This window comes from Methylobacterium currus, from assembly GCF_003058325.1.
GTDB lineage: Bacteria > Pseudomonadota > Alphaproteobacteria > Rhizobiales > Beijerinckiaceae > Methylobacterium > Methylobacterium currus.
Genome location: NZ_CP028843.1, coordinates 1,568,182 through 1,580,792, shown reverse-complemented (window position 1 = coordinate 1,580,792; position 12,611 = coordinate 1,568,182). Strand labels below are relative to the sequence as shown.

Genomic DNA, 12,611 nt, shown 5'->3' with positions numbered 1-12,611 from the left:
GAGGCGGGCGAAGTCGTCCTGCGCCTGGTCGCTCGGCGGGTCGGCATCCCACTCGGCGTGGACGACCGGCGTCGGCACCCGGATCTCGCCAGGATCGCAGAGCGGCTTGCCGGCCTGCCAGTATTCGTCCTCCGGGCCAGGCCGGCGGAATTCTTCCGTCTCGAGGCGGGCCGACGGGGCAGGGCGGTCCGGCGCCGTCTGCGCCGTAGCCGGGGGTGGAGCCGCCGCGGTCTTGACTGCCGCGAGGGCGCCGAGGCCGGCGAGGATGAGGCGGCGGGCCGGCCCTGAGGCGGGTGGCCGGGGTCCGGCACGGCATGGCAGAGAGGCGAGCGGCCGGGGTCCCCTGGCCCGATCCGCCGGTTCGGCGCATAGACGCCCGGCATCCTTTGCGCGAGACCCGAAGCCCGTGACCGCCTCCGATCCCGATCCCGCCCTGCGCACCACGGTGCGGCGCGTCGCCCTGCTCAATCTCGGCTATTTCGGGGTCGAGGCGGCGGTGGCGGTGGCGATCGGCTCGGTGGCGCTCGTCGCCGACAGCGTCGATTTCCTGGAGGACGCGGCGCTCAACCTGCTGATCGTCGCCGGCCTCGGCTGGCGCCCGGCGGCGCGGTCGCGGCTCGGCGCCCTGATGGCCGGCATCCTGCTGCTGCCGGGGCTGGCGGCTTTCTGGACCGCCTGGCAGAAATTCGACGCCTTCACGGCCCCGGCGCCGGTGCCGCTGACCCTGACGGGGCTCGGCGCGCTCGCCGTCAACCTCACCTGCGCGCTGATGCTGGCGCGACACCGCGAGGGGCGCGGCAGCCTGACCCGGGCGGCCTTCCTGTCGGCCCGCAACGACGTGGTCGCCAATGTCGCCATCGTGGCGGCCGGGCTCGTCACCGCCGCCACCGCGTCGCCCTGGCCCGACCTGATGGTCGGCCTCGGCATCGCGGCGATGAACGCCGACGCCGCCCGGGAGATCTGGCAGGCCGCCGCGGCGGAGCGCCGAGCCGCCCGAAGGGCGGCATGACAGAGGCATGATCGCCCGAAGGGCGGCATGACGGAGCGATGATCGGCCTGACGGAAGAATGATTGCCCGAGGGGCGGCCTGACGGAGGGGATCACCGCCCGGGAGGCGGATCGGCGAGGCCCACGGGGCCGGGATCCGCCTCGCGCCCGATCAGGTCCCGCAGGGCCGCCCCGGTCGGTCCGGCGAGGACGTCCGCGAGGGTGAAGCGGTCGAGCTCGCGCACGAAGCTGCGCTCGGCCGCGTCCAGCGCGTGCTTGAGCAGGCAGCGCCCGGCGAGCGGGCAGGGGCCGCGGGCGCATTCGACGAGGCAGCCGAGCCCTTCGAGCGCCGCCACCACCGCGCCGAGCCGCACCTCCGCCGGCGGGCGGGCCAGGCGCACGCCGCCGGCGCGGCCCTGCCGGGCCTCGATGTAGCCGGCGCCGGTAAGCCCGCGGGCCACCTTCTGCAGGTGGTGCAGCGACACCCCGAAGGCGCGGGCGACGGCCGGCGTCGTCGTCCAGGCGCCGGCCTCCAGCGCTCCGAGATAGAGCAGCAGGCGCAGCGACAGGTCGGTGTAGAGCGAGAGCCGCAGGGCGCTGTCCTTCCTTCGCGAGACGCCCGCGCGGGCATCGCCCGGCGCCTGCCTTCCGGCCGTCATGGCAGGCCATTATGGGCCGCGGGGTCGCCCCCGGGTCGGGCCGCGGCGGCCCGGGGCACCAGCCTACAGCATGTCGGAGCGGGTGAGAAACTCATGCGCACGGTCGCATCGCGGCCAACCGAGCTCCGCCGGCGGCAGTCGCGCCGTGTCGTCGCGGGCGCCAGCCGGATGGCGGATTAATCTGGTAAAGTATGTACTTGTTTGTGCCGAGACGGACATTCGCGCTAGATAAACATTTGCGAGGGCGGCGATTGCCGTTGCGTCCTAGGGAACCGTCATCGGTGCCCCGATCGGCAGGGCCGGCCGGCGGGTTCCGGGAGATTCATCCGGAGGCCCTCTCACACCATTGGGGCAACCCGTGCCGCACTACTTCTTCGACATCAACGACCACGACCTGTCGCACCGCGACGACGAGGGCAGCGCGTGGCCGAACCGCGAGGCCGCCCGGGCACATGCCATGCGGATCCTCGCCGACATCGCCCGCGACGAGGCCCGCCGCCAGGACCGGCTGCACCTGTTCGTGACCATCCGCAACGAGCATCGGACCGTCGTCGCCATCGCGTCCCTGGCCGTCGCCTGCACCTGGCTGGACTGAGTGCGGCCGTCGAGGTCGCGGGACGTCGCACGGCCCGGACTGTCGCCCGCGAAGGGCATTGCGTATTTGGGATCCGGTCCCGAAACCCAACGGCATGCCGGCGTTTTAAATATCCATTCATGGTGTTCTCTTATCCATGAGAGTGTCCTGGGCGGTCGACAGCTAGGGCAGGGCTCGATCGCGCGGCCCTTGGCCGCCGCTCCGGATCTCCGATCTTGCCGCCTCGTCCGACGGACCGGTCTCCGCGTCGTCGGGCGAGGCGCTCACGGCATCTCTCAGGATCACGATGAAGCTCAGGGTCTTGACGATCGCCGCCATCCTGATCGGCGGGGCCAGTGCCGCGGCGGAGCCGGACATCGCCGCGCTCAAGGCGCTCTACCGGCGGCCGGCCAGCATCCCGTTTCCCGAGAACGCCCCGTACTCGCCGCAGCTCGCGACGCTCGGCAAGATGCTGTTCTTCGATCCGCGCCTGAGCGGGATGCAGAACCTCAGCTGCGCGAGCTGCCACAACCCGTCCTTCGGCTACGAGGTGCCGGTGCCGGGCGCCATCGGGGCGACCAACACGCCCCTGGCGCGCAAGGCGCCCACCATCCTCAACGCCGCCTGGATGCCGGTGCTGTTCTGGGACGGGCGCGCGCCCACCCTCGAGGCGCAGGCGCAGGGGCCGATCACCGCCGCCGTCGAGATGAACGGCAAGTTCCCGGAGATCGTCGCCCGCCTGAAGGCCATCCCGGATTACGACGCGCAGTTCCGCCGCCTGTTCCCTGAGACCGGCGCGAGCCGCGAGGCCGTGCTGACCGCGATCGCGACCTACGAGCGCACGGTGGTGGCCGGCTGGGCGCCGTTCGACCGCTGGGTCGAGGGCAACGAGGACGCGATCACCCCGGCGGCCAAGCGCGGCTTCGCGCTGTTTGCCGGCAAGGCCCGCTGCGCCGCCTGCCACACCGGCTGGACCTTCACGGACGACAAGTTTCACGACCTCGGCATCCCGACCCGGGACCTCGGCCGGGCGGGGGTCGCGTCGGACGAGCCGGGCGCGCGCCACGCCTTCAAGACCCCGGGCCTGCGCAACCTGACCTACCGGGCGCCGTTCGGGCATGCGGGGCAGTTCGCCGACCTGGAGGGGATCCTGACCTTCTACGAGGGCGGCGGGGTCGACCGTCCGTCGAAGTCGCCCCTGATGCGGCCGATCGCGCTGAGCCAACCCGAGCGCCAGGACCTCCTCGCCTTCCTGCGCTCCCTGACGGCCGAGCAGACCGAGACGGCCCTGCCCAACCTGCCGAACTGAGCGCCTCTCACGACCACCACCCCCGCACGAAGCGCCCGACCGGCGCCGTCGCCCGCCGCGGCGGCGGCGCGGCGGACGTTTCGTGAGGTGCCCCGAGCCCCGCGCCACCTCCCGGGTCCCCGCGATGTCGATCAGAACCAAGCTCCTGCTGCCGCTCCTCGGCTTTCTCCTCGCCGGCGGCCTGCTGGCGGGCCTCGTCGGCTGGCAGGGCATCGCCGCCGTCGGCCGCCTCGGCACGGTCACCGGCCTCAGCCTCGCCTCCGGCGCCGCGGGCGAGGAGGCGCGGATGCGCTTCGGGCGGGCCGAGCGGATCCTCGCCCGCGTCCTGGCGATGACCGACTTCCTCGACCAGGGGACGATCGAGTCCGGCTTCCGGGCCGAGACCGCGGCCCTCGCCGCCGCCCTCGACCGGCTCGGCGCGACGGCGCAGTCGGACGAGGTCGGCGCCCTGGTGCGCGACGCCCGGACCGAGACGGCGCGCTGGCAGGCCGATGCCGAGATCCTGCTCGGCTTGCGCCGGTCGCGCGAGATCCCGACCCAGGAGGCGATGAACCGGCGCAGCGCCGCCCTGCGGGCCGGCCTCGACGCGGTGCGCGAGGCCACCGCCCGCGACGCGGAGATGCGGGCCGCCGCCACACGGTCCGACCTCGAGCGGGAACTGACCGGGGTGCTCCTCGCCGGCGCCGTGCTGGCGGCGGCCGGGATCGGCGCGGCCCTGCTCATCGCCCGCAGCGTGTCGCGCCCGCTGGTGCGCCTCGTCGCCGAGGCCGACCGGCTGGCGGCCGGCGACCTCGCGGTGCGGTTCGTCGGGCTGGAGCGCCGCGACGAGGTCGGCGCCGTGGCCCGGGCGGTGGCGGGTTTTCGCGATCGTATGGTCGAGCGCGCGGCGCTCGCCGCCTCCAATGCCGAGCAGGACCTGCTGGTGGAGCGCGGGCGCCGGGTCGAGGCGCATATCCGCGCCTTCGAGGCGGGGGTGCTCTCCGCCCTCGACCAGGTCGACGCCACCGTCGCCGCCATGGCGGCGTCGGCCGACCGGCTCGGCGCCGTAACCCGCGAGATGGAGCGCGAGGCGGCGGGCGCCGCCGGCACCTCGGAGCGGACCCGGAGCCATGTCGAGGGCGTGGCGCAGGCAGCCTCCGCCCTGACCCGGGCGGTCGAGGCGGTCGGCCGCCAGACCGACGAGGCCGCGCAGCGGGTGGCCCAGGCGAACGCCCAGGTCAGCGCCGCCGACGGCGCCGTCGCGGGCCTGTCCGGGGCGGCGCAGCGGATCGGCGACGTGGTGGCGATGATCGCCGGCGTCGCCGGGCAGACCAACCTGCTGGCGCTCAACGCCACGATCGAGGCGGCCCGCGCCGGCGAGGCCGGGCGCGGCTTCGCGGTGGTGGCCGCCGAGGTCAAGGAGCTCGCCGGCCAGACCGCCCGGGCCACCGAGGAGATCACCCGCCAGGTCGCCGGCATCCAGTCGGCCACTGCGGGCGCCGTCGCGGTGATCCGCGGCATCGGCGGCGCCGTCGACGCGATCGAGGCCATCGCCGGCGAGACCGCCCGCGCGGTCGCCGAGCAGCACCGGGCCGCCGACCAGATCGGCCGCAGCGCCGAGGCCGCGGCCGGCCTCACCGCCGAGACCGACCGCAGCATCGACGGGACGGCGACGGGCCTGCGCGGCACGGTCGCGGCGATCGCCGGGGTCGGGGAGGCGGCCGCCGCCGTGCATGCCGAGACGGCGCGCCTGCGCGGCACGGTGCAGGCCTTCGTCGGCCGGGTCTCGGCGGCCTGACGCGACGCGGGCGGTCCCCTGAACCGACGCGCACGACCCGATGGTGCGGCACATACCGTCGCGCCCCGAAACCGCCCTCGCGACCAACCGTTACCCCCGCGCTTTACCCTGGGCTGGCAGCGAGGCGACGTGACGGATCGGCCGATCGAGGACTACGCCGTTATCGGCGATACCTGCACGACGGCGCTCGTCGCCCGCGACGGATCGATCGACTGGCTGTGCTGGCCCTGCCACGACAGCCCGGCGGCGTTCCTGCGCCTTCTCGACGAGGACAAGGGCGGATTCTGCGACCTCGTCCTCGAGGGCCTGCAAGAGACGCATCGCCGCTACCGCCCCGGCACCTGCATCCTGGAGACCACCTTCGTGACCGCGGCCGGACGGCTGCGGCTCACCGACTTCATGCCGATCCACCCCCTGGAGGCGGTGCCGGACGAGGGGCCGGACGGCGACCCGCGCGGCCGGATCGTGCGGCTCCTCGCCTGCGAGGCCGGCACGGTGACGGGCCGGTTCCGCGTGCGCCCGACCTTCGACTACGCCCGGGACGACGCCGCCCTCGAGCCGGAGGAGAACGGCACGGTCCTGTGCCGGCGGCTCGGCGCCTCCGAGGGCGTGCGCGTCGCGGCCACGCTGCCGCTGACGATCTCCGGCGACCGGGTCGAGGCGGCCTTCTCCTTGCGGGCCGGGGAGGGGGCGTCCCTGGTCCTCGCCCACCGGGAGGACGACGACGGCGACGTCGGCCGCGCCGAGGCGAGCCTGTCGGCGACGCAATCCTACTGGGAGGAATGGTCCGGGCGCTGCACCTATGACGGGCCGCACCGGGAGATGGTGCTGCGCAGCGCCCTGGTGCTGAAGCTCCTGACCCACGCGCCCTCGGGCGGGATCATCGCGGCCGCCACGACCAGCCTGCCGGAGGCGGTGCCGGGCACCCGCAACTTCGATTACCGCTACGTCTGGATGCGGGATGCGAGCTTCACCGTCACGGCCTTCGTCAATCTCGGCTACCTGCGCGAGGCGGCGGAGTTCCTGCGCTTCCTGCGCGACGCCGACCGGACCCGCGGCCGCGACCTGAAGCTGATGTACGGCATCAACGGGCGCGTGCCGGAGGAGGAGATCCTCGATCACCTGCGCGGCTGGCGCGGGGTCTCCCCGGTGCGGATCGGCAACGCGGCCTCCGGCCAGCACCAGTACGACATCTACGGCGAGTTCCTGGTGGCGCTCCACGCCTTCCTCGACGCCGTCGACTACGACCCGCCGGTCAAGGTCAACGACCACCTGCCGGAGGCTCTGGGCCACCTCACCGACCACGTCATCCGCTGCCGCCACGCGCCCGACCACGGCATCTGGGAATTGCGCGACGAGACCCGCCAGATCCTGCACACCAAGGGCATGCTCTGGGTCGCCCTCGACCGGGCGGTGCAGATCGCGCAAGCCCTGGACGTGGCGAGCCCGGAACGGATCGAGGAATGGCGCCGGATCGCCGCCGAGATCCGGGCCGAGTACCACGAGAAGGGCTGGAACGAGCGGGTGGGGGCCTACACCCAGGCTTACGGCTCGGACGATCTCGACGCCGCGGTCCTGCGCACGGTGCTGTTCGGCGCCTTCGACGCCCATTCGCCCCGGGTGGTCGCCACCCTCGAGGCGGTGAGCGCCGGGCTCGGCGACGGCGACCTGATCTACCGCTACCGCAACGGCGACGGCTTTAAGCATCCGGAGGCGACCTTCGCGGCCTGCGCCTTCTGGCGCGTCGGCTGCCTGGCGCTGGCCGGGCGCACCGACGAGGCCGAGCCGCTCTTCGCGCGCCTGCTCACCCGCGGCAACGATCTCGGGCTGTTCGCCGAGGAGATCGACGCCGGCACGGGGGAGCAGCGCGGCAACGTTCCGCAGGGCTTCACCCACATGGCGATCATCAACCACGCGGTCCGGCTCGACCGCGCGGCGCGGCACGCGGAGGCGCGCACCGACGAGCCGTGCCAATGGGCGGTGGGGGCTTGAGGCGTGACGCGGAAACGCGTCCGGAGGGGTGGGCACCGCGGCCCGAATTTGCTCTAAGGCTCGGACGGGGCGCCTCGCGGCGCCCATCGCCGATTGTCGAAGCCAACCATCCGGGAACTCAAGTCGTGGCGGGCGAGCCGTACTACATCACCACCGCCATCTCGTACCCCAACGGGGTGCCGCATATCGGCCACGCCTATGAGGTGATCGCCGCCGACGCCATCGCGCGCTTCAAGCGACTCGACGGCTACGACGTGTTCTTCACCACCGGCACCGACGAGCACGGCCTCAAGATCCAGCAGACCGCCACCAAGGCCGGGATCAGCCCGCGCGCCTTCGTGGACGACATGGCGCCGCGCTTCCGCACCATGGCCGAGCGGCTCGACTGCTCCTTCGACCGCTTCATCCGCACCACCGATGCCGACCACATCGCCTCCGCCCAGGCCCTGTGGCGCCGGATGGAGGAGAACGGCGACATCTACCTCGCCAAGTATGCCGGCTGGTACTCGGTCCGCGACGAGGCCTATTACGACGAATCCGAGCTCGTCACGGCGCCCGACGGCAGCCGCCGGGCGGAGAAGACCGGCACCCCGGTCGAGTGGGTCGAGGAGGAGAGCTACTTCTTCCGGCTCTCGGCCTATGCCGAGCGCCTGCTCGCCCATTACGAGGCCCATCCGGACTTCATCGGCCCCGACACCCGCCGCAACGAGGTGGTGAGCTTCGTCCGCTCGGGCCTGCAGGACCTGTCGGTCAGCCGCACCACCTTCGACTGGGGCGTGCCGGTGCCGGGCAACCCCGCTCACGTGATGTATGTCTGGGTCGACGCGCTGACGAACTACATCACGTCGTGCGGCTTCCCGGACGAGGCCGGCCCGCGCTGGCGCCACTGGCCGGCGGACCTCCACGTCATCGGCAAGGACATCATCCGCTTCCACGCCGTGTACTGGCCGGCCTTCCTGATGTCGGCCGGCCTCCCGGTGCCCAAGCGCGTCTTCGGCCACGGCTTCTTGCTCAACAAGGGCGAGAAGATGTCGAAGTCGGTCGGCAACGTGGTCGACCCGGTCGGCCTCGCCGACCTCTACGGCGTCGATCCCCTGCGCTACTTCGTGCTGCGCGAGGTGCCGTTCGGCCAGGACGGCAGCTACTCGCACGAGGCGATCGTCAACCGGCTCAACGCCGACCTCGCCAACGACCTCGGCAACCTCGCCCAGCGCTCGCTGACCATGATCGCCCGCAATTGCGGCGGCCAAATCCCGGCGCCTTTCCCGCAGGCCGGCGAGCCGTCTTCCGCCGACCGGGCGCTTCTTGCGATGGCCGACGCGCTACCGGAGAAGGCGAGGGGGTTGATGCAGGACCTCGCCCTGCACGCGGTGCTGGCCGAGATCTGGGCCGTGGTGGCGGAGGCCAACCGCTACTTCGCCGGCCAGGAGCCCTGGAGCTTGCGCAAGACCGACCCGGCCCGGATGGAGGCGGTTCTGTACACCACCGCCGAGGTGCTGCGGGCGGTCGGGATCCTGGTCCAGCCCTTCATCCCGAATGCCGCGTCCCGGCTCCTCGACCTGCTGGCGGTGGCGCCCGATTCGCGCAATCTCGCCGATGTCGGGGCGGACAAGCGGCTCGTGCCCGGCACCGCCCTGCCGGCCCCGAGCCCGATCTTCCCGCGCTACGTGGAGCCCGAGGCGTGAGCCTGGTCGACAGCCCCCAAGGCGTGAGCCTTGTCGACAGCCATTGCCACCTCGATTCGCCCGGCCTCGCCGAGCGGCTGCCCGAGGTGCTGGCGCGGGCGAGGAGCGCCGGCATCGACCGGATGGTGACGATCTCGACCCGGGTCGCCCGGTTCGAGACGTACCGGGCCTTGAGCGAGGCGCATCCCGAGATCCTGTTCACGGTCGGCACCCACCCGCACCAGGCCGGCGAGGAGCCGGACGTGCCGGCGAGCGAGATCGTCGACCTGTCGCGCCACCCGCGCTGCATCGGCATCGGCGAGGCCGGGCTCGACTACCATTACGATTACGCGCCGCGGGACGTGCAGCAAAAAGTCTTCCGCACCCATATCGCGGCGGCGCGGGAGAGCGGGCTGCCGCTCGTCATCCACGCCCGCGAGGCGGACGAGGACGTGGCGCAGATCCTCACCGAGGAGATGGCCAAGGGGTCGTTCAAGGCGGTGCTGCACTGCTTCTCGTCGGGGCGGCGCCTCGCCGAGGTCGGGGTCGAGCTCGGCCTCTCTGTCTCGTTCTCCGGCATCGTCACGTTCCGCAACTCGGACGAGATCCGGTCGATCGCCGCGAGCGTGCCGCACGAGCGCCTGCTCGTCGAGACCGACGCGCCCTATCTGGCGCCGGTGCCGCACCGGGGCCGGCCGAACGAGCCGGCCTTCGTCGCCGACACCGCCCGGGTGCTGGCCGAGACCGTGGGGCTGAGCCCCGAGGCGCTGGCCGCGCTCACCACCGACAACTTCTATCGCCTGTTCGACAAGGCCGCCGCCCAACGCTGAGGGTACCCGAACGCATGCCGACCCTGACCCTTCGCATCCTGGGCTGCGGCTCCTCGGGCGGCGTGCCGCGGGTTGGCTACGGCTGGGGCGCCTGCGACCCGGCCGATTCCCGCAACCGGCGCCGGCGCTGCTCCCTCCTGGTGCAGCGCCGGGAGGCCGAGAGCGAAGCGACCACCGTGCTGGTCGACACCTCGCCGGACCTGCGCGAGCAGCTCCTCGACGCCGCGGTGACGCGGCTCGACGGGATCCTGTTCACCCATTCCCACGCCGACCACACCCACGGCATCGACGACGTGCGCCCGCTGGTGATCCACATGCGCCGGCGCATCGCGGTCCACGCCGACGACGTCACCGCCGAGCTGCTGCGGGCCCGCTTCGCCTATTGCTTCGCCTCGCGGGCGGGCAGCCTCTACCCGCCGATCCTCGACCTGCACGCCCTGGAAGCCGGGGCGCCGGTGACCGTCGAGGGCCCGGGCGGGCCGGTGACCGCCACGGCTTTCACGATGGAGCACGGGCCCGAGGAGAAGGCCTTGGGGTTCCGCTTCGCCGACGCGGCTTACGCGCCGGACGTCAGCACCATGCCCGACGCCGCCAAGGCGCAACTGCGCAACCTCGACCTCCTGATCATCGACGCGTTGCGCGACACGCCGCACCCGACCCATTTCTCGGTGCCGGACGCCCTGGCGCTGATCGAGGAGGTGCGTCCGCGCCGCGCCATCCTGACCAACCTCCACACCGACCTCGACTACGAGACCTTGAGCCGGCGCCTGCCGCCCGGGGTCGTGCCGGCCTATGACGGGCTGACGGTCGAGGTCGACGGCTGATCCGCCGGCTGAAGGTGGATCGCGAGCCAGACCGTCGGCGCGTCGGGATCCGTCCACTCGACCCGGTGGCGGAGATGCGCCGGGATCAGCAGGTGGTCGCCGGGGCCGAGGCGCCGCGGCTCCGTCTCACCGTGCAGGTGCAGGCCGGCGCGGCCTGAGAGCAGCACGACCCATTCGTCCCAGGGCTGGTCGTACCAGAAGCCCGGCGGGCTGGCCTGGCCGGTGGAGACGATCCGCTCGATGCGGGCCTGCGGAGCCCGTGCCAGGATGTCGACGATCTCGTCGGGCCGGGGCGTCGCGGGCAGGCCGGCGAAGAGGTTGGCGGTCGGTGGGGGCGTGCTTGTCATGGCGCGTCCGGCATCGTCGCGGGGTCGGGAGCACCGTGGCGAATGGCGTGCACGATGATGTCCGTGTCTGCGACCTCGAAGACGGTCAGGTAGGGATAGGGCACCGTGCTCAGACGGCGAATGGTGGGATCCGACGTCTGAATCCCGATCCAGGGGTGATGTTCCAGCCTTCCGATCGCCGCTCTGATCCGTCTGCGGACATGCTGAGCGCCCTGGGGCGAGCGAGTCTTCAGGAACGCCGTCACGGCCTTCAGATCGTTCAGCACCGGACGGGTGAAGCGGACTTTCACAGCCCGTATGTCGCCCACACCGCCTGCACTTCCTCGTCGGTCGCGAAGTCACCCCGCGCCGCGGCCGACTTCGAGGCGGCGATGGCGGCCTGCTCGTCCTCCGTCAGGGCGACGATCTCCGTCTCGTCGCCCGTAAGACGCCGCATTGCGCGGGCGAAGCCGTCCTGCGCCTCCGGAGGGAAGGAGCGGACGCGCTCGATGGCTTTCTCGAGAAGCTCGGTCATGCAATCGTTATGCTCTCGATTCGCACCGGCCAGAAGAGAAACCGGAGGCGTCGCGGCCCGGCGGGATCCGCCCCGGACATCCCCGACCCGGCCCTTCGTTCCATAATGCTAATTATGCGAACGGTGGCTGTGGGCGCCGGATCGACATGTCTCACCTGAGCCGAGGTGGAATGGCACACTCCCCCGTCGCGCTGACACTGGCCCGCTCGCGCCGGGCGCTGCCCATCGGCTCCTCTCGCACGCCGCGCGGATCAATGGCGTCCTGAGGTCATGGCCGTCTCCCTGAAGATCGCTTCCGCCTTGCAAGCCCGCGTCGACGCCATCGCCGCGCGATCGCGACGAAGGTCGGCGAGAAGGCCTCCCAGGCCGGCACGCCCGGAAGGCCATGCGGCCCCCCGATCAGCGCGGCCCGCCGCCCCGGCGCATGGCGACTTCCTGGCCCTCCTGCCGGAGCGCGCCGGAGGGCGCCTCGCGCTCGTTCGGGATCGGAGCCATGCCCTCGTGCGCATGGCGCGACTCCGGCCGGCCGGACGCCGGGTCGCCGGCCTCGCGCCGCAGCGCCAGGGCGCGGCGGGCGTGGGAGACCAGGCTGCCGCGGGCCTCGGCGGCGCGGCGGCGCTCCCGCTCCTTGCTGGCGCGCTTGACCGCCGAGGCGAGCAAGGCCGCCTTCTGCCGCGAGCCGGTATCGTCCGAGGCAGGCCGCGCGCCCGAGGGCGCCGCCCGGCCGCGGATCTCCCGGCGCTGGCGGTGCGCGATGCCGCGGGCCCGGTCCCGGCGCTCGCGCAGGCGGCGGATCAGGTCGTCGAGGTCCCGGGTCGGGACGTCCTGGATCCGGGGGTGGTGCGACTGGCCGACGAGCTCGGCCTCGTCGGCGGTCAGCAGGCGGGCTTCCTGGCGGCTCGAGATGGTCACGGGCAGCTCCATCGATGGGGTGCCGGTCCGGGGCGCCGTCGCACGCTCGGCCCCGCCCCGTCCTCGCTCAGGGGAAGCCCATGCAAAGGCTCTTGTTCCGCGCCGGGACGCACGAATAAATCGATGACAGGACAGGATTGAACACCGGGCCACGACCGTCGTCCGGCGTCTCGGCACGGAACGCGGCCGTCGGCTCCCCAGCCGCGCGCAAGCGCCGCCGCG

At 72.8% G+C, this 12,611-nt stretch carries 13 protein-coding genes; 8 read left to right on the top strand and 5 right to left on the bottom strand.

Annotated features, from left to right (window positions below):
- Nucleotides 1-406 precede the first annotated feature (406 nt).
- Complete coding sequence (locus tag DA075_RS07270) at nucleotides 407-1,009, top strand: cation efflux transmembrane domain-containing protein (RefSeq protein ID WP_232386082.1); 603 nt, start codon at nucleotides 407-409, stop codon at nucleotides 1,007-1,009.
- A gap of 91 nt (nucleotides 1,010-1,100) precedes the next feature.
- On the opposite strand, the gene DA075_RS07265 is transcribed toward DA075_RS07270, so the two are convergent.
- Nucleotides 1,101-1,646 carry an RrF2 family transcriptional regulator gene (locus DA075_RS07265; protein WP_099952640.1) on the bottom strand — a complete coding sequence of 182 codons (546 nt, stop codon included), beginning with the start codon at nucleotides 1,644-1,646 and terminating at the stop codon, nucleotides 1,101-1,103.
- Nucleotides 1,647-2,004: 358 nt separating this feature from the next.
- On the opposite strand from DA075_RS07265, the gene DA075_RS07260 reads away from it, so the two are divergent.
- The 7 genes from DA075_RS07260 (at nucleotide 2,005) to DA075_RS07230 (ending at nucleotide 10,616) form a co-directional block, all read left to right on the top strand.
- The gene (locus DA075_RS07260) at nucleotides 2,005-2,241 is read left to right on the top strand and encodes a DUF6894 family protein (protein WP_099952639.1); all 237 of its coding nucleotides are present in this window, start codon (nucleotides 2,005-2,007) and stop codon (nucleotides 2,239-2,241) included.
- Between the two features lie 286 nt (nucleotides 2,242-2,527).
- A complete protein-coding gene (locus DA075_RS07255) occupies nucleotides 2,528-3,529 on the top strand; it encodes a cytochrome-c peroxidase (RefSeq protein ID WP_099952638.1) in 1,002 nt (333 codons plus the stop codon).
- 124 nt (nucleotides 3,530-3,653) lie between these two features.
- A complete protein-coding gene (locus DA075_RS07250; protein WP_099952637.1) occupies nucleotides 3,654-5,306 on the top strand; it encodes a methyl-accepting chemotaxis protein in 1,653 nt (550 codons plus the stop codon).
- Between the two features lie 129 nt (nucleotides 5,307-5,435).
- Complete coding sequence (locus tag DA075_RS07245; protein WP_099952636.1) at nucleotides 5,436-7,298, top strand: glycoside hydrolase family 15 protein; 1,863 nt, start codon at nucleotides 5,436-5,438, stop codon at nucleotides 7,296-7,298.
- A 125-nt stretch (nucleotides 7,299-7,423) separates the two neighbouring features.
- Nucleotides 7,424-8,983 carry a methionine--tRNA ligase gene (gene metG, locus DA075_RS07240; RefSeq protein ID WP_099952635.1) on the top strand — a complete coding sequence of 520 codons (1,560 nt, stop codon included), beginning with the start codon at nucleotides 7,424-7,426 and terminating at the stop codon, nucleotides 8,981-8,983.
- Complete coding sequence (locus DA075_RS07235) at nucleotides 8,980-9,792, top strand: TatD family hydrolase (RefSeq protein WP_232386085.1); 813 nt, start codon at nucleotides 8,980-8,982, stop codon at nucleotides 9,790-9,792. The genes metG and DA075_RS07235 overlap by 4 nt, the downstream gene beginning before the upstream one ends.
- A 14-nt stretch (nucleotides 9,793-9,806) precedes the next feature.
- On the top strand, nucleotides 9,807-10,616 hold the full coding sequence (locus DA075_RS07230) for an MBL fold metallo-hydrolase (RefSeq protein WP_099952634.1): 810 nt from the start codon (nucleotides 9,807-9,809) through the stop codon (nucleotides 10,614-10,616).
- On the opposite strand, the gene DA075_RS07225 is transcribed toward DA075_RS07230, so the two are convergent.
- From DA075_RS07225 to DA075_RS07210, 4 genes are all read right to left on the bottom strand, one after another.
- On the bottom strand, nucleotides 10,583-10,963 hold the full coding sequence (locus tag DA075_RS07225; protein WP_099952633.1) for a cupin domain-containing protein: 381 nt from the start codon (nucleotides 10,961-10,963) through the stop codon (nucleotides 10,583-10,585). The two genes, DA075_RS07230 and DA075_RS07225, sit on opposite strands and share 34 nt — an antisense overlap.
- Nucleotides 10,960-11,253 (bottom strand): type II toxin-antitoxin system RelE/ParE family toxin, encoded by a 294-nt coding sequence (locus DA075_RS07220; protein WP_099952632.1) that lies wholly within the window; start codon nucleotides 11,251-11,253, stop codon nucleotides 10,960-10,962. Before DA075_RS07220 ends, DA075_RS07225 begins: the two co-directional genes overlap by 4 nt.
- Nucleotides 11,250-11,477 (bottom strand): hypothetical protein, encoded by a 228-nt coding sequence (locus DA075_RS07215; protein WP_099952631.1) that lies wholly within the window; start codon nucleotides 11,475-11,477, stop codon nucleotides 11,250-11,252. The genes DA075_RS07220 and DA075_RS07215 overlap by 4 nt, the downstream gene beginning before the upstream one ends.
- A 399-nt stretch (nucleotides 11,478-11,876) precedes the next feature.
- Nucleotides 11,877-12,401: a hypothetical protein gene (locus DA075_RS07210; RefSeq protein ID WP_420813121.1), complete on the bottom strand. Its 525-nt coding sequence runs from the start codon at nucleotides 12,399-12,401 to the stop codon at nucleotides 11,877-11,879.
- Nucleotides 12,402-12,611 lie beyond the last annotated feature (210 nt).

What these genes read in the sequence shown, in the direction of transcription:
- DA075_RS07265 (WP_099952640.1), bottom strand. Translation starts at nt 1,646, where the DNA reads ATGACGGCCGGAAGGCAGGCGCCGGGCGATGCCCGCGCGGGCGTCTCG.
- DA075_RS07255 (WP_099952638.1), top strand. Translation starts at nt 2,528, where the DNA reads ATGAAGCTCAGGGTCTTGACGATCGCCGCCATCCTGATCGGCGGGGCC.
- DA075_RS07250 (WP_099952637.1), top strand. Translation starts at nt 3,654, where the DNA reads ATGTCGATCAGAACCAAGCTCCTGCTGCCGCTCCTCGGCTTTCTCCTC.
- DA075_RS07230 (WP_099952634.1), top strand. Translation starts at nt 9,807, where the DNA reads ATGCCGACCCTGACCCTTCGCATCCTGGGCTGCGGCTCCTCGGGCGGC.
- DA075_RS07225 (WP_099952633.1), bottom strand. Translation starts at nt 10,963, where the DNA reads ATGACAAGCACGCCCCCACCGACCGCCAACCTCTTCGCCGGCCTGCCC.
- DA075_RS07215 (WP_099952631.1), bottom strand. Translation starts at nt 11,477, where the DNA reads ATGACCGAGCTTCTCGAGAAAGCCATCGAGCGCGTCCGCTCCTTCCCT.
- DA075_RS07210 (WP_420813121.1), bottom strand. Translation starts at nt 12,401, where the DNA reads ATGGAGCTGCCCGTGACCATCTCGAGCCGCCAGGAAGCCCGCCTGCTG.